Source organism: Lederbergia citrea (genome assembly GCF_018343525.1).
In the GTDB taxonomy this organism is placed as follows: domain Bacteria; phylum Bacillota; class Bacilli; order Bacillales; family Bacillaceae_C; genus Lederbergia; species Lederbergia citrea.
This window is the reverse complement of the sequence record NZ_JAGYPH010000001.1, coordinates 589,305-604,979: the sequence shown is the minus strand read 5'-3', so window position 1 is coordinate 604,979 and position 15,675 is coordinate 589,305. Positions and strand designations below refer to the sequence as shown.

Genomic DNA, 15,675 nt, shown 5'->3' with positions numbered 1-15,675 from the left:
TGCTGACACCCTTGAAATAAAAATGTTTTGCGTGAGGAATCTACTTCTTTCACATTTAGTGAACCGCATTGTGTTTTCTCCCAATATAATATGCTTTAATCCCATTATCCCACAAGCGCATGTTAATCATGCTTCTTGATTATAAGTAAAAAACAAGCGAGCCTCTATATTACAAGAGACTCGCTTGTTTGGTTAATTAATTGTAGATTATCTCTTATTCGTACTCTAAGCCCCATTGCTTACGAAGTGTATCCATTGTATTCATAATATCGTATGTCTCATCCAAGGGCATAATCGAACTTTCAATTCGGCCTTCTCGTAAACAGTTCATTGCTTCTTCTGCCTCAAAAAGATAGCCATTCACCTTGCGATCATCCTTAAACTCTTCCATTTCCGAACCAGAACCATGCAAATAGGCGGCTTCCCCCGCTAAGAAGTTCGGCATATGAATATAGCCATCTGAACCATAAATATACGCATCGTTGGATAAAGTTAAACGGACACTTGAATTCAAAATAGCAGTTTTTCCATCTTCATATTCAAAAATTGCGGAAAAACGTTCATCCACGCCAGTTTGTCCAATATGAGCGCTACTTTTAATATTGGTAGGTTGTTTCCCGAAAATCATCGATGCAAAAGAAATAGGATAGATGCCAGCATCAAGCATGGCCCCGCCTCCCAGCTTCTTATCAAGTAATCGGCTTTCAGGTGCCCATCCAACATTAAAGCCAAAATTTGCGGTTAGCATATTAATTTCGCCAATTTTCCCTTCCGCAATCCACTTTCTAGCTTGAATAACTGCAGGTAAATAACGTGTCCACATTGCTTCCATCAAGAATGTGTTATTTTCTCTAGCTACTTGAATTAATTCTTCGGCCTCTTCCGCATTCATCGTGAATGGTTTCTCGCACAAAACAGCTTTTCCTGCATTTAAACAGTGCAGTACACATTCTTTATGCTGCGGATGCAGCGTTCCTATGTAAACAATCTCTATTTCATTATCTTGTACAAACTCATCGTAACTGTTATAAGCACGAGCAATGTTGAATTCGCTGGCAAAGGCGTCCGCTTTTCCTTCCGTTCTTGAAGCAACTGCTACAAGTTCCGCATTTTCAGATTGCACTAAATCAGATGCAAATTTGTGTGAAATATTACCTGGACCCATTATCCCCCATTTTATCTTACGCCCTGACATGTCCATTTCCCCTTTCAATTTAGTCTTTAATAAAAAATTGAACTTCCATTAAGGTTTAAAACTAACTTTAATGGAAGTTTTTTTCAGCAATTATTTAATTATCTTGTCCCATAAACTCATAATCTACCTTTTATGGTTAAACAGTCACTGCACTAGGATGATCTTCTTTTACAATATCAAGTTGAGCGGCTCTTGCATTCACTTCAACTTGCTCAGGACTCTTACAGCCAGGAATTACACAAGTAACAGCGGGATGTTTTAAGCACCAAGCCAATGCCCATTCAGCCATATTCACTCCTTCTGGAACTTCAGTTTGTTGAATCTGCTCAACTAGACGCAGCTTTTCATCAACTTCTTCTCGGTTACGTCCTTTTCTTACATTATCACTAAAAATAGCTCCAGGTTTGTATTTACCACTTAGGAATCCACTTGCTAATGGCACCCTAGCTAAAACGCCTAAATCCTGTTCAATACAGGATGGGAAAACTTTCTCTTCAGGGATTTGATCGATCCTGTTAAAAACGACTTGTATCGCTTTTGCATTCACCTTTGTAGCTTGTGAAGTTTGATGAATATTAGCATTGCTGCCAATAGAAATTCCTAAGTTCCGAATTTTCCCAGCTTGTACTTGCTTGTCCAACATTGTCCATAGATCATCGTTATCGAAATCTTCATCTGAACCGGAGTGGAACTGATAAAGATCGATATAATCCGTTTGTAATGCCTTTAAAGATTCTTCTAATTGCACACGAACTTCATCAACACTCCATGCATGACCCCAAGAATCATGCCACCTGTGTCCAAATTTAGAAGCAACAACCCAGTCTTCACGGCGATCTCGTTTAAGGAAATCTCCAATAAATCGTTCAGACATGTGGTGAGGCCCATAACATTCAGCCGTGTCAATCAAATTAATACCCAACTCTTTTGCTCGTGAAAGGATAGTATCAACCTCATTTTGATTGAAATCTTTGCCCCAATCACCGCCAAATTGCCAAGTTCCAACTCCGACTACTGAAACCTTTAAATCAGTTTTTCCTAATCTTCTATATTTCATTGAAAACACCCCTAATCTTATATTATTTATTGTTAGACAACCTTATTGATCAAACAACCTTTGCCAACCATAACTAAACATAGAGTCTTACAAAACAAAATCTACAACATTATGTAACAAGCTTTATCCCCTGATAGCGTTTACATAATTAATATACCATAATTTTGTAATCCTTAGCCAAGTTTTAGACCATTTCCATACTCATCTATAAATTTGCTACAAATTATAACTATTCGAACGATTATTACTTAATCCTCCACCAAATGCAATCACATATCCATCTACATCTTTTATCGCAAATTCATTCCATTTAGGATCTTGATTAAAACCATATGCAATTTCTACACCTTTTGCTTTAAATTCTTCAAATAATAAATCTACAGAATCCGAATAGGCAAAAGCATCCCATTGTGGTCCACCAAAAAGTGAAGAGAACGGTCTAATATCTACCGATTTACCTGCCTCGTGTAAAATAAAAGTTAAATTATCTCTTGTTAAGTGAATATGTTTAATATTTCCGATTCCTATTTCTTCATAATCAAATCCCAAAACATCCCTATAAAATTCGGACGACTTTTTTATATCTGATACTAAAAAAACAATCGATGCGCCTTTAATTTTTCCTAATATCTTTTGGTGGATTGGCAAATATGAACACACCTTTCAGAGAATTTGCAAATACGTAAATAATATTCTACATATACAATCCAATACCTTTATGTATGAATATACTTTTTGAATCACAAAAACTGAATCTCTTTTGTTTCCTTCAGTGTAGCAAAAGCATTGCCTAACACTTCATTGTGATGATTAATAATTTGCTTGGCACATAAGGTATCGGAATCCCATGTTGTGTGGGCATCTTTAACAAGAGTGACATTATAGCCGAGACTAAATGCACGTCGACTCGTAGTATCAATACAATACTCGGTCTGATTTCCAGCAATAACAAGATTTTGGATTTGTCTTTCTTCAAGCTTATCCTGAAGCTCGGTTTCATGAAAAGAATCCGGTGTATGTTTTTGGATTACAACTTCCCCATCATTTGGAGTAATTGAAGAATGAATTTCCCACGAAGTGGTTCCATTTTCAAATTCTTCATCATTATGTTGAACATAAAAGACAGGGACGTTAGCAGTACGTGCATTATTAATTAAGTCCTGAAGATTTCTTAGAAGCTGTTCTCCTTGGTATATCGGATTAGATTCGTCAAACATGGCATTTTGAACATCAATAACTAACAGTGCACATTTATCCATTTTAAGCCTCTCCTCATAATTAAAGTACTAAAAAGTATTCGACATTATTCACAAAAAACCTCCCCCAAATTGTTTTGCAATAAGAAATAACGGTTTCCCCAATTTATTAAAAAATCGAAGATCTATCGGAACGAAACCGGAAAAACCTTCGGATTAGGAATGTTTTATTTGTTAAGTCGCCGAAAAAGCTTCCAACAGGAATGCTCTTCTTAATTCTTTTTTAAACCAATACTCTGAACATATTTTACAAAGGAATAGGCTTCTTGCATACTTCCTTCTCGTGGTGTAGCATTTGCGTCAAATCCAAGTTTTCTATCTTCCTTTACCTGTTTTAATAGATACAACCAACGAGAATCTAAATTCTTTGCAGCCCAATCTATACAACGTGCTTTAGATATTACTTCTCCAGTTTTTATTGTATATAACATTCTACATGCTGTAGTAACAATATATCTTTGTCCCCAAGCGATAGTAGGTGGCATCCAACTGTGAGTGTCTGCAATAATATTGATTAGTAATTTTTTTGCCTCGTCTCTCATTATTCCTTTAGGTATTGGATCCACTATGTTTTTTGGATCAGGTCCAATTAATGTGATACCCTTTTCTCTTAAAGACCATCTTGCCCAACAATTATTACAATGGGTATCCCATTGCATTTCTCTCCAACCATGGTCTATATACAACCATTTCGCATCCAACTTTTTTAGAGTCTTGAATTCTGAGGCAATTGGATATGAGCCTTCTAAATGTTGTGTCCAGTGTCCTTGTCGGGTTGGAATTTCATCATGTAGCTTTCGCAACTCATTTTCTTGATAATCTGTTAGTTGTTCATTAATGAATATAAGAAAATCACAGTCACTTTGCATATCTGCATCACCCACTGCAAAAGAACCTTGTAAATATGCTCCAAAGAAATTATCTCCAAGTATATTTCTGGCAGAGATAACTAGATTAATAAGTAATTCGTTAAGTTCGGAAAACCTGGTAGGACTTGGATTTATGCCATCAAAAGTAATCTTTTCTTTACTTGTCATATTGTTTTCTCCTTAATGGTTTGATTAGATCAAATTGAATTAATTAATATTGCGAGCACTTACATTACTACTCTAATTATTATAAGAAATCATAGAAAAAAGTCAGATGAAACTCCAATTCCCATGCCCCTATGGTCATAATTATACGATTTATTATAGTTGGCAATATTTTAGCAATAATTTTTTAGTAAAATAGTTTATAACAACGTGAAAGGAATCATTACAATGAAAAGAACTATTTTAATAATAGAAGATGAAGAGTCTATTGTAGATATATTAGCTTATTCCCTACGAAAAGAAGGTTTTGCTGTACACGCAGCTTCTACCGGTAAAACTGGATTAGAAAAACTTCAAGGAAATGAGATTGATTTAATTATTTTAGATCTAATGTTACCTGATACAACAGGCTTTGAGCTGTGTAAAAAAATAATAACTATGTGTAACATACCTATTCTTATGCTTACTGCTCGTGATGATATTGTAGATAAAGTGTTAGGATTAGAACTTGGTGCCGATGATTATATGACAAAACCATTTGATATCCGTGAACTGATTGCACGCGTGAGAGCTATGCTTCGCCGCCAGCCGAATAAAGCATTGTTTAACTATTTAACCGTCAATGAATATATCAAAATTGATCCTCGTGCCCATATGGTTTTTAAAAATGACGAGTCCGTAATTCTAAAGCCTAAAGAATACGAACTTTTATTATTATTTGCGCAAAATAAAAATCGTGTTTTTACTCGTGATGAGATTTTAGACACAGTGTGGGCAATGGACTTTGATGGTGGCTTTCGAACTGTTGATGTCCATGTTCAAAGGATTCGCAAAAAATTAGATCCTTCTATTATTGAAACGGTGTTTGGTACTGGCTATAAAATGAAGGGATTTTAAAATATGAAATGGACAATTCGGAGGAAATTTCTCCTCGCGTTTTTATTGCTTTTTACTTTGGCAACGCTCTTTTTTAATCAACTACTAGAAAAAACAATTGAAAATTATACAACAACGTATATTAAAAATGATTTAACCAACCTGCAACACACATCAAAAGAATATATTAAGCAGTTCTCACAAATACATAGCAATGATGATGACCTTTTCAGTGAATACGGAAGTACGATTGCGCAAGTATTAAGCAATTTGCATGCGCAAAGTGTAGCCGTCTATAAACCAGATGGTAGTTTTTTATATGAGGCTGTTCCAATCGATCAGCCCCTTTTGATGGAAAATCAAAAATATGAACATGACGTTAATAAAAATAGTAGTAATGAGTTACTGCAAGCATTCCAAAACAAAGCTGCCTATACACCAAAAACTTTAGGAAAAGGGACAATCATTTACTTTGCATACCCTGTTTATATGAACGACACATTTTACGGTGTAATTCGATTTACTGGTGACTATTCGGACATGTTCAGGCATAATGAGCAATTATTAACTAGCTTTAGACTACTAACGATCTTTTTATTTATCGGAGTTTTTATTATTTCATTATTAATAACGAATCAGATTATTAAACCGCTACAGTATTTAACGATTGCCACAAAACGTATGGCAAGAGGTGATTACAATGAAATTACAAATAATAAGACCTCAGATGAAATCGGTGAACTAGCAAATCAATTTCAACATATGCAAAATGAAATACGTCAGCGCATCGATGAACTCAACGAAGAAAAAGAGAAAGTATTATTGCTTGAACAAAAACGTACAGACTTTTTCCATAATGTAACGCATGAACTAAAAACACCGCTTACCACCATTTCTGGATATGCCCAAATTATTGGTGAAAAAAACTTTGATGATGCAATATTTTTACAAAAGGCTGCATCTAATATCCATTCAGAAAGCGAACGATTAAATGGCATGGTTACAGAATTACTATCTTTTTCTAAATCGCAGATGCCAAGCATTATGAAAAATAAAGAAGTATTTGATTTATACCCTTTTATTCAATCGATTTGTGAGGATATGCAATTAAAAGCGAAGAAATATACAATGTCAATTGAACTGACAGGCACCCCCACTATGATTAACGCCAACCGAGACGATATGCGACAAGTATTCATTAATGTAATCGACAATGCCATTAAACATGGGAAGCCAAAGCAAGCTATTCAGATATGTGTGAATGAAACCATTTCAATTATGAACTTTTGCGAACCAATTCCTTCAAAAATAGTTGAACATGCATTTGACCCATTTATCCACCGATCTACTAATGAGAGCCATGGTTTAGGGCTCTTCATTTGTAAGCAAATTCTCGAACAGTACGGCGGCACAATTTCGTTTCACTATGAAAACGAACAGGCTAAAATCGAAATTACTTTCCCCCACCCGCAACAAAACGGCAACAACTTATCGCGAATTGGCAATAGGTCCTCTATATGATAAATATGTACACAAATTATGAGGAGGAAATGACATGAAAAGAAAATTTCAAGGACTAGCCGTTTTAACGCTAGCGAGTATTGTTGCTTCAGGGTGTTCAATAACAGGAAAGGCTGATATGCAAAAAACGGTGACGATTAATGAAAATGTGAAATTTGAAAGTTCACTTGCCGATAGTTCTCTCTCTGTTGTCCATAAAAAAACGATCCAGATACCAATAAAAGCTGATTACACAGGGTTTCAAGGTGAGAATATTTATTACAATCAAAACGGTAAAACATATTTAAAAAATATTAAAACACATGTAGAAACTAAACTTGCAGATAAAGCATTTTTTGCAATATCAGAAAACGGAAATAGAGCACTATCATTCGTAGATGGAAAAGTTTATGTACTAGACTTTGAAACGAATTCGGAAATATTGATTGGCCATGGTACCGATACATATTTATATTATTTTGCAGATCCGGATGGAAAAGAAGTCATTCATGTGGATAGCGGAGAAGAGCTTTCTGTGCACGTAACCGATGTCGATTCTTTAAAAGTAAAGACTTGGGATTTAAACAATCGGTTTGACTTGAATAATTTTACCTTAACCTCGATTAAAAAAGATGTAGACGGCATTTATGTTGCAGCCGAGTCGTTGGAAAATGGATATGGACTCTATCATCTCGATAATAATGGAAATATGAAAACCATTTCTACATTAGAAAACATCGATTCACTAGATAACTATGACTTTTTAGATAAAAATATAATTATATTTAATGATATTTACAATGGGAAATCTGGAATTTTTATCATAAATTTACAATCAAATGAAGTTACACAATTAGTCGCAGGTGGGAAAGATGAAGAAGGAATATGGGTGCCATTTTACAAACTGTCACCAGATCAAAGCAAAATATTATTTGATACACCTGTTCAGGTCGGAAATGAATATAAAACAAATGTGTATATGGCGGAACTCGTAAATAATCAGGTTACGAATCCGACACGAATTATGGAAAATGCTGATTTATATGCGGTTATTTCACTTACGGGCTTTTGGAGCCCAGATTCCAAAACCGCTTATATAAGTACATCTAAACCAGGAAATGATTTGATTGATACAGTTGAAGTGTTTACGCTTCAATAACAGGTACAAAATCAATTAGTACGCGGTTTCACTTTGGGGAACATGAACCCAACCGGGTAGATTTTCAACAGTTTTGTTCTCTTCATTTAATTTTTTTTTCAAGATTGTCCCGAAATGCAGACAAAAGGCAAGCGAATTTCTCATTCGCTTGCCTTTTCTACACTTTTACCTGTAATTAGACATCGGAAATGTCTGATGCATTGAGGTTGTTAAATCTCTATCCACTAGAAAAAAGCTTAATCGTTTTTATTTTGTTTTCATCCTATAAAGTGGTAGACTTATGCTTAAAATTAACATCATCGTAATGACGAATTAAGAGAGGTTCTCCTTAGTTCTGTGAAAGGAACTCGCCAGGTAAGGCACCTATTCTGCTTCCAGGAACAATGTATTTTTGAAATTGATTACGCTCTAAAATCGATAAATTTACCTTTTATACATTGGAATCCATCCTGGAGATGGAGGTTTTTTTTTTGAATGTGATCGTAAACAAAATAAAGCAAATGACTTTCAAACAAATTTTATTTTACATAATAATAACACTTTGCTTTGCGTCCTCTGTTTTATTTGTTAATCACAATTATTCATTCTACGATCGTCCAATCGCTGAAGTTATCAAAACAGATCTGGAAGATACAAATCAAATAACTGATATATTTAATAACAAAGATCAGCTATTCACTCAGCGAATAATAGCCAAATTGAAAAACGGTGAGAAAAAAGGGGAGCTTATCTATTTAATTAATGAGTATTCATCGTCCGGAGCATATGATCAAGAATACCATGTTGGAAATGAATTATTTGTTTCTATTAACAAGAACACAGAGAAAAATACAGATTTAACTGGCTCCATAAAAGAGGTAAAACGTGATAAATATATTTTAATAATAGCTTTGATTTTTATCTTCACTTTACTTTTCGTTGGAAAAAAGCAAGGGCTTTTTTCTATTATAAGTTTGGCTGTCAATGCCGCTTTGTTATCCTATGCGCTGGATGTGTATGTAAATAACTCGGACATTAATTTGTTATTGATATGTAGTATTAGCGCGGTTTTATTTACTGTCATTTCTTTGTTACTCATTAACGGTTTTAATGAAAAAACTTATGCAGCTATAGGAGCGACCCTGTTAGGGACTTTTATTTCGCTGCTAATTGCTTATCTTGTTATATGGGTAACTTCCGAAAATGGACTTCGCTATGAAGAAATGCAATATCTAACACGTCCCTATAAAATTGTATTTATTGCAGGGTTATTCCTAGGGTCTTTAGGAGGCGTAATGGATGTAGCCATTACCATGTCTTCTTCTATCTTTGGACTATATGAAAAGAATATCAACATATCAGTAAAAGCACTTAAAACATCTGGAATGGACATTGGAAAAGATATTATGGGAACAATGACAAACATTTTATTTTTTGTATATATTAGCGGCTCCATTCCAATGCTTATTTTATATTTAAACAACGGTTCTCCATTGGCGTTTACTCTTTCCATGAATATTTCACTGGAATTGGCTCGTGCCTTAGCTGGTGGTATTGGAATTGTGCTAACTATTCCAATAAGCCTATATACTTCTATTTTTTTTGTTAATCGAAAGAGGGCAAGAAGATGAATGTATTAGTGTGTCTAGCAGCGATTTTATTTATATTAATGGTACTTATCGGTGGCAAAAAAGGAGCACGATCTTTTTTTGCTTTATTTCTAAACTTTGGTGTGCTCCTCATTACCATAGTTATTATGACAATTCCAAATGCTAATCCGATTATCTTAACCTTCATTGCATGTACAGCGGTTAGTTGTATTAATCTGTTTTATATTAATGGAGTGAACAGTAAAACAAAGACAGCTTTCATTTCAACTATGACAACAATTGTCATTTTACTCTTTTTTATAGTCATCATGACAAAGAAAGCGATGATCCAAGGATTTGGTGAAGAAGAAATCGAGGAACTAAGCATGTTTTCCCTTTTTATTGGAGTAGATTTTGTTAAAATTGGAGCTGCCGTGATCATTATGAGTGCAATCGGTTCGATTGTAGATGTAGCTATTTCTATTGCTTCTTCCATGCGCGAAATATTTAATCATCATCCATTCATTAGCAGGAAAGATTTATTCACGTCTGGATTAAGTATCGGCAGAGATATTTTAGGTACGGATACGAATACGTTATTTTTCGCCTTCTTTGGGAGCTATCTGGGATTACTTATATGGTTTAAAGATTTATCTTATTCTTTTGGAGAAATTGTAAATTCCAAAGTATTTAGTGCTGAAATGATCAATATACTCAGTGCCGGCATTGGTGTAGCATTGATTATTCCAATCACTGCCTGGATTAATGCATATGTTTTAGTGAAAACAAGAGATAAAAACGCGTTATGATAATCGATTTTGTTTGTAACTTAATTAACCCTTGCCCCCAATCGCCCTCCATCCCTTCATGCTCAAACGAACAAAAAGAAAAGCGCGTTTTTTTGATTAAAAACGCGCTATTGCTATTTTAAATTAGATTAGTTATAAAAATAGATTACTTTACGCTCGCCAATGGTTGCTTCAGGCAGTTAAAATTCGCTTGTATTTGTACTGCAGACTGCGTCCAGAAAAAATTTGGGTGCTCGAACAATCCGCAGTTTTTTAAAATCAGACTCCGGCATAAATTTTTCCAATATAGGCAAACAATCTTCTAAATCATTTTTTCTATTGCCTATTACCGGATCTGATAATAAGTGAAATCCAAAATCAGAATATAATTTGATAGCTCGGTAACTTGATGGTTGGGTATGAAGAAATACCGGATATTCGTCTTGTGACAGTCTTTCCATAACAATTGAAAGTAGCGCCCTACCTATACCTATTCCCTCATATTCTTTCAAGACCTTAAACCAATGCAAAGTATGGATTGTGTTGTACGACTTCCACACAAAGCATGTTCCTACAGGCTTATCAAACTTATTGCAAATAAACAGACAGCTTTGATAAAACAAATCTTTCTTCGGTAAATAAACAGAATTGAAATAGTCCGTCATAAAATCGTAGTATTTCATTGCGATTTCCGGGGTATTAAAATGCATTGCTTTCCATATATCCAACTCGTTTTTTCTGCAATAACGTACATGAAAACCTTTAGGCAGTTTTCTAAGAGCATCTGTATTCAATGTTTGACACATCATAAATAGGTTTTTATCTGGTATCTGATCTGCCATGCTATTGTCCTTTTTTGTATAATTATCGCGGTCTACAAACTATTGGTATTGGTTAATAATATTTATGACCAAAAATTACTTGTATCACAGCTGAACCCCGTAATGGAAAATCTCAATTTTGATGAATCACATGTCAAAATCATAAAAAAATAGCATATTTTTTCTTTGACAATATATGATTAATAATAAGACTTTATAAACCAATCTATGATCATACTGAAAATATCCCCAATAAGCAGGAGGAAAATATGCTAGAGGCATCACATGGATTTTTCTATATTGAAACAGTTATTTGGTTGTTCCCTATCATTTTTATGTTCCATGACTTAGAAGAGATCATAACAGTTGAGAATTTTATGACCAAGTACAAAAACAGAGTTCCGAAAACTGTTCTCGAAAGACTTGCGTTAACCATTAAGAAAAAATTGGGTATGAAATCTGCCCAGCTTTCAATTACTGCTGTATGGATTTTACTTATAATATCATTTATCACATTTATGACCGCCTACCATCTTCCTATTGGGGGAAACTTTCTTTTATTTACTGCTGTATTAAATGTATTTTTTCTGCAAACATTTTCTCATATTGGCCAAACTGTCATTTTCCGAGGTTATACACCTGGTGTCATAACGGCGTTGGTGATCGTAATTCCTTATTCTCTTCTTACCTATTACTGGTTGTTTGAATTGAATCTCATTGACGGACAATTAATATTCGAAAGTATTCCATTTAGTATTTTAATGGTACCAATTTTTCTTATAGGTAATCTTTTAGGAAGTAGATTAATCCGCTAACTATCTATATTTATATTGATTTAGGTATCTAATTAGTTGGAAAATAACCATAACATACTCAACATAAATCGGCTTTTTCTTATTAAACAATATGGCAATTTAATAGTGTAAAATGATTGGAGTTTTACAACTTCAACAAGAGCAAAAAGAAAAATTCTTACCAGGTGCAAACAATCCTATTTAATTAAATCATTAACCTTGATTCTCCAAACCATATAGTCGAATCCTTCACCCCAATAATCCTTTAACAAATAATCAGGATCTCCAAATTTCTTTTTCCAGATTTTTTGTGCCCGAACATACCCGCTATCTAAACAAAATTCTTCTATTCCCTTTCGCTGCAAAGTAAAATACATTGTATTTAATAGCAAATTACCTACCCCATTCCTCTGGTAGTCGGGATGAACAAATACTGTACCAACCTCCATTAGATTATTGAAAGCATTGTTTGTACATTTGCATATGAGCTCACTTGCAGGACCACATTCGATTGAACCAATAATTTTATCATTATCTAAAGCAATTAAAAAATATCGTTTCTCCCCATTGCTTTCAAAATCACTTTCTAAGTATTTTTTCTTATCATTGATTTCATCTTCTATATCATCCAATTTATTTCCGATACCTTCTTTAGAAAATGTATCTTTTATCACTATCCTAAAAAAATAATGTAACTCTTTAATGTTCTCAGCTGTTGGCCTTCTAATTTCAACATTAATCACTCCAACCCCTCCCTCTTATCTCCTATAAACATATCAAAACGCCACCAATTTCATTAAATCGTTGGGAAAAATTCAGCACTCAAAATGCTTTAGGTTACATAATTGCATAAGTTTTGCAGGAAATCCAAACAAGGATATAGAAGTGTCTACCTATTACGATAAATAGGTAGGTGAAAAAATGAAAGCACTTTTAGTAATTGATGTGCAAAACGGTATTGTTAATTTTGGTGATTTTAAAGAAGAACTTTCATTGATGGAAAATGTGATTAAGGATTTCAAAGATAGTAATAGGCCTGTAATCTTTATGAGGCATTTAGATGATACAGAAGAAAGTCCGCTTTATAAGGGTTCTGTTGGTTCTGAACTACATAGTTCACTGAAAGACTATGCTGACTATGTACTTGAAAAACAAACGCCAAGTTCATTCTTCAATACTGAACTCTCTAACACATTAGAAAAATTAGGTGTAAATCATCTTTTTATTACCGGTTTTAACACCGAGTTTTGTTGTATGTTTACGGCTATTTCTGCATTTGATAGAGGATACAAAGTGACTTTTATTGAGAATGCAACAGGAACAGTTAATACAGATGAAACATACGAAATGCAAGGATTGGACATTAAAGATTTTGTTGGAACAGTCCTACATTGGTCGAATGTTATTGAAGTATTAGACTACGAAGAATATGTTGAGGAATACAAAGCTGAGAATACCATTTGAGTGGCTGTCTATAAGGAAGGGAGAAAATAGACACCCTTCCAAGCTATTAAGGGTTTTTAAGTCGTAAACTTACCATCAGTTTTCTTTCACCACTGACACCTCCAATAATACGCATATGCTATTTCTTATTTAGCATATGCGTATTTTCTAAAGACTTAATATCCCTTTTTCTAGTTTTTCAAAGTCTTGCTTTAACAATGAATACATATATAAGTCATCAAATTTACCACGAGTAAACTCATAATTTCTCAATAGCCCTTCCCTAATAAATCCCTGTTTTTCTGCTAACTTGTATGACGGTATATTAGGCGGTTCAATTAACGCCTCTATCCTTTGTAATTTTAAATGTTCGAAACCGTACCTTATTACAGCTTCCATAGCCTCGCTTGCTATTCCTTGCCCCCAATAACTTTTATTTAACTCATATCCAATTTCAGTTCTATAATGCTGTGGAATCATCTTAAGAAAGCCACAACTACCAATAACCTCATCTTCCCCTTTTATAGTAATGCCCCATCTTATTCCGGTTTTTTCATTTAATATCGATTGATACCAAGATATCTCATCTAAAGCATCATTTATTGTTTTATAAGGTTCCAAACCATAATATTTCATTACCTCTTTATCGGACAAATATCTTAATATGCTGTGTGCGTCGCCTTTTACAATATTTCTTAATACTAATCTACTGGTTTCAAGTACGGGAAAGGTATCAACATCTTCGATCAAAATAAATCACCCCTTCTATATTTCTTCAGTAAATAAATTTTTCTGGTCTCCAATATAAAACAAGAAATTAAAGTTTTACGAACTCGGTATGATCAAAAAAACATCATATCAATCCATATTGTCCGATTAAATAAAAGAAACCGGCAATTATACCGGCTTTTGCAATTTCGTATTATGTGTCGACCGAATATTTCTATCGAGAGATATAATTGTTAATGTAAAAATTATCGTTAGGTTATTTAACTAAAGCTGCTCTCAAGTTAGCATCATATTCCAAATAACCTTTTAAACAAGTTAACATATAAACCCAACCTTCTTTATTATCTATCAGTTGATTTATAAATTCATCATCTTGTTCATTAAAACCTTCTTCAGAAACCTCGATTATTGTACTTAAATTCTCCACGTCTTCAAGAGCAATCGTTACAATATGACCTTCCCCATCTCCACCCCACTGAAATATGATTTTCTTATTTTTCTCTGCTTCTAATATTTTTATATCCCCTTGAGCATCGTATTCGTCATATCGCAATGTGATCGTTTTGCCTTGTTCCCATCTTTCGGAACTTGATGAGAACCAAAATTTCCCGATTTTTTCCGGATCTACAAGGGCCTCAAATACTTCATGAGTCGGCTTTAATATTTTCATTTTTGTATGATTGTTCATAATTGATTAATCCTCCATCTATTTGTAGTGTCTTTATGCCCTAATTTCATTTAAATCATAGAATTCTTCATAATTGAGTTCGCTGTAACAACTTTGATTAGTCAAACGTTTTTTACCTTTATAGCTATTTTAAAATGGATAATATTTATTTAAAGCTACAATAATATTCGTCGGTTTAAAGTATTTTCCATCAAACTCCAAGCTTCATAACAGCTTGGAGCTGTAAGGTAAGGTTCAAATCCGTAGTTTAAGTACATGTTGATAGCTTGATAACTCGTAGTTTGGGATGTTAGATAGGCTTTTGAATGGTGACGGGCCAAAATGTTCAAAGCTGCACTAAGTAATGGTTTTGAAAGTTTCTTTCCTTGATATTTGGGAACTACACTTACCCAATGTATTCTACCCGATATTTCGCCATCCCCATTTAAATCGCCATACCAAGCTGTTGTTGTTGCGATCGCTTCTCCATGTTCATTCTCAATGAATAGACAACGATTAGACATTTCATCAATATGTGACCCGAATTCTTTAGTGAAGTGTTCCAGTGCAGCTATTTCATTTTTAAATTCATCTACACTTGATTCAATTCTAGCCAAAATATGGTCGTCACCTTTTTCAAACAATCTAATTTGAAATCCAGTTGGAAGCGTATATTCGGGAATATTCAATAAATCTTTTTTCACCATTTTCAGTGGAATTCTTTTCATTTAAACCATCTCCATACTCTTAATTAATAAACGTAGCTTTTGCGCCATTATCTCTGGCAA

17 protein-coding genes are annotated in these 15,675 nt (G+C 34.0%); 7 read left to right on the top strand and 10 right to left on the bottom strand.

The annotated features are described in order from the left end of the window. Nucleotides 1-214: 214 nt before the first annotated feature. The 5 genes from KHA88_RS03155 to KHA88_RS03135 all read right to left on the bottom strand — a co-directional run bounded on the left by KHA88_RS03155 (nucleotide 215) and on the right by KHA88_RS03135 (nucleotide 4,545). Nucleotides 215-1,195 (bottom strand): Gfo/Idh/MocA family protein, encoded by a 981-nt coding sequence (locus KHA88_RS03155; RefSeq protein WP_213097206.1) that lies wholly within the window; start codon nucleotides 1,193-1,195, stop codon nucleotides 215-217. A gap of 136 nt (nucleotides 1,196-1,331) precedes the next feature. Beyond that, complete coding sequence (locus tag KHA88_RS03150; RefSeq protein WP_213097207.1) at nucleotides 1,332-2,252, bottom strand: aldo/keto reductase; 921 nt, start codon at nucleotides 2,250-2,252, stop codon at nucleotides 1,332-1,334. Between the two features lie 216 nt (nucleotides 2,253-2,468). Then, entirely contained in the window at nucleotides 2,469-2,900 is a 432-nt protein-coding gene (locus tag KHA88_RS03145; RefSeq protein WP_249305791.1) for a VOC family protein, read from the bottom strand. A gap of 92 nt (nucleotides 2,901-2,992) precedes the next feature. Beyond that, nucleotides 2,993-3,511, bottom strand: a complete 519-nt coding sequence (locus KHA88_RS03140; RefSeq protein WP_213097208.1) for a cysteine hydrolase family protein — start codon at nucleotides 3,509-3,511, stop codon at nucleotides 2,993-2,995. Nucleotides 3,512-3,720: 209 nt separating this feature from the next. After that, on the bottom strand, nucleotides 3,721-4,545 hold the full coding sequence (locus KHA88_RS03135; RefSeq protein ID WP_213097209.1) for an aminoglycoside adenylyltransferase domain-containing protein: 825 nt from the start codon (nucleotides 4,543-4,545) through the stop codon (nucleotides 3,721-3,723). A gap of 225 nt (nucleotides 4,546-4,770) precedes the next feature. On the opposite strand from KHA88_RS03135, the gene KHA88_RS03130 reads away from it, so the two are divergent. From KHA88_RS03130 to KHA88_RS03110, 5 genes are all read left to right on the top strand, one after another. Further along, nucleotides 4,771-5,439: a response regulator transcription factor gene (locus KHA88_RS03130; RefSeq protein ID WP_213097210.1), complete on the top strand. Its 669-nt coding sequence runs from the start codon at nucleotides 4,771-4,773 to the stop codon at nucleotides 5,437-5,439. Nucleotides 5,440-5,496: 57 nt separating this feature from the next. Further along, nucleotides 5,497-6,939, top strand: coding sequence for a sensor histidine kinase (locus KHA88_RS03125; protein WP_213106891.1), 1,443 nt, complete (start codon nucleotides 5,497-5,499; stop codon nucleotides 6,937-6,939). A gap of 34 nt (nucleotides 6,940-6,973) precedes the next feature. Beyond that, entirely contained in the window at nucleotides 6,974-8,077 is a 1,104-nt protein-coding gene (locus tag KHA88_RS03120; RefSeq protein ID WP_213097212.1) for a TolB family protein, read from the top strand. 500 nt (nucleotides 8,078-8,577) lie between these two features. Next, nucleotides 8,578-9,687, top strand: a complete 1,110-nt coding sequence (locus KHA88_RS03115) for a YibE/F family protein (protein WP_249312964.1) — start codon at nucleotides 8,578-8,580, stop codon at nucleotides 9,685-9,687. After that, a complete protein-coding gene (locus KHA88_RS03110; protein ID WP_213097214.1) occupies nucleotides 9,684-10,454 on the top strand; it encodes a YibE/F family protein in 771 nt (256 codons plus the stop codon). Before KHA88_RS03115 ends, KHA88_RS03110 begins: the two co-directional genes overlap by 4 nt. A gap of 179 nt (nucleotides 10,455-10,633) precedes the next feature. On the opposite strand, the gene KHA88_RS03105 is transcribed toward KHA88_RS03110, so the two are convergent. Beyond that, entirely contained in the window at nucleotides 10,634-11,275 is a 642-nt protein-coding gene (locus KHA88_RS03105; protein ID WP_213097215.1) for a GNAT family N-acetyltransferase, read from the bottom strand. A gap of 248 nt (nucleotides 11,276-11,523) precedes the next feature. On the opposite strand from KHA88_RS03105, the gene KHA88_RS03100 reads away from it, so the two are divergent. Continuing rightward, a complete protein-coding gene (locus KHA88_RS03100; protein ID WP_213097216.1) occupies nucleotides 11,524-12,069 on the top strand; it encodes an HXXEE domain-containing protein in 546 nt (181 codons plus the stop codon). A 176-nt stretch (nucleotides 12,070-12,245) separates the two neighbouring features. Here the strand turns inward: KHA88_RS03100 and KHA88_RS03095 are convergent, their stop codons facing one another. Continuing rightward, nucleotides 12,246-12,791, bottom strand: coding sequence for a GNAT family N-acetyltransferase (locus KHA88_RS03095; protein WP_213097217.1), 546 nt, complete (start codon nucleotides 12,789-12,791; stop codon nucleotides 12,246-12,248). Nucleotides 12,792-12,969: 178 nt separating this feature from the next. Between KHA88_RS03095 and KHA88_RS03090 the strand changes: the two genes are divergently transcribed. After that, nucleotides 12,970-13,512, top strand: a complete 543-nt coding sequence (locus tag KHA88_RS03090; RefSeq protein ID WP_213097218.1) for an isochorismatase family protein — start codon at nucleotides 12,970-12,972, stop codon at nucleotides 13,510-13,512. 147 nt (nucleotides 13,513-13,659) lie between these two features. On the opposite strand, the gene KHA88_RS03085 is transcribed toward KHA88_RS03090, so the two are convergent. From KHA88_RS03085 to KHA88_RS03075, 3 genes are all read right to left on the bottom strand, one after another. Beyond that, on the bottom strand, nucleotides 13,660-14,241 hold the full coding sequence (locus KHA88_RS03085) for a GNAT family N-acetyltransferase (protein WP_213097219.1): 582 nt from the start codon (nucleotides 14,239-14,241) through the stop codon (nucleotides 13,660-13,662). A 235-nt stretch (nucleotides 14,242-14,476) separates the two neighbouring features. Further along, a complete protein-coding gene (locus KHA88_RS03080) occupies nucleotides 14,477-14,908 on the bottom strand; it encodes an SRPBCC family protein (protein WP_213097220.1) in 432 nt (143 codons plus the stop codon). Nucleotides 14,909-15,063: 155 nt separating this feature from the next. Then, nucleotides 15,064-15,615: a GNAT family N-acetyltransferase gene (locus tag KHA88_RS03075; RefSeq protein WP_213121386.1), complete on the bottom strand. Its 552-nt coding sequence runs from the start codon at nucleotides 15,613-15,615 to the stop codon at nucleotides 15,064-15,066. Nucleotides 15,616-15,675 lie beyond the last annotated feature (60 nt).

Bases quoted from the DNA above. Each gene is read 5' to 3' on its own strand.
- KHA88_RS03155 (WP_213097206.1), bottom strand. From the start codon at position 1,195: ATGTCAGGGCGTAAGATAAAATGGGGGATAATGGGTCCAGGTAATATT.
- KHA88_RS03150 (WP_213097207.1), bottom strand. From the start codon at position 2,252: ATGAAATATAGAAGATTAGGAAAAACTGATTTAAAGGTTTCAGTAGTC.
- KHA88_RS03140 (WP_213097208.1), bottom strand. From the start codon at position 3,511: ATGGATAAATGTGCACTGTTAGTTATTGATGTTCAAAATGCCATGTTT.
- KHA88_RS03135 (WP_213097209.1), bottom strand. From the start codon at position 4,545: ATGACAAGTAAAGAAAAGATTACTTTTGATGGCATAAATCCAAGTCCT.
- KHA88_RS03130 (WP_213097210.1), top strand. From the start codon at position 4,771: ATGAAAAGAACTATTTTAATAATAGAAGATGAAGAGTCTATTGTAGAT.
- KHA88_RS03120 (WP_213097212.1), top strand. From the start codon at position 6,974: ATGAAAAGAAAATTTCAAGGACTAGCCGTTTTAACGCTAGCGAGTATT.
- KHA88_RS03115 (WP_249312964.1), top strand. From the start codon at position 8,578: ATGACTTTCAAACAAATTTTATTTTACATAATAATAACACTTTGCTTT.
- KHA88_RS03110 (WP_213097214.1), top strand. From the start codon at position 9,684: ATGAATGTATTAGTGTGTCTAGCAGCGATTTTATTTATATTAATGGTA.
- KHA88_RS03105 (WP_213097215.1), bottom strand. From the start codon at position 11,275: ATGGCAGATCAGATACCAGATAAAAACCTATTTATGATGTGTCAAACA.
- KHA88_RS03100 (WP_213097216.1), top strand. From the start codon at position 11,524: ATGCTAGAGGCATCACATGGATTTTTCTATATTGAAACAGTTATTTGG.
- KHA88_RS03090 (WP_213097218.1), top strand. From the start codon at position 12,970: ATGAAAGCACTTTTAGTAATTGATGTGCAAAACGGTATTGTTAATTTT.
- KHA88_RS03080 (WP_213097220.1), bottom strand. From the start codon at position 14,908: ATGAACAATCATACAAAAATGAAAATATTAAAGCCGACTCATGAAGTA.
- KHA88_RS03075 (WP_213121386.1), bottom strand. From the start codon at position 15,615: ATGAAAAGAATTCCACTGAAAATGGTGAAAAAAGATTTATTGAATATT.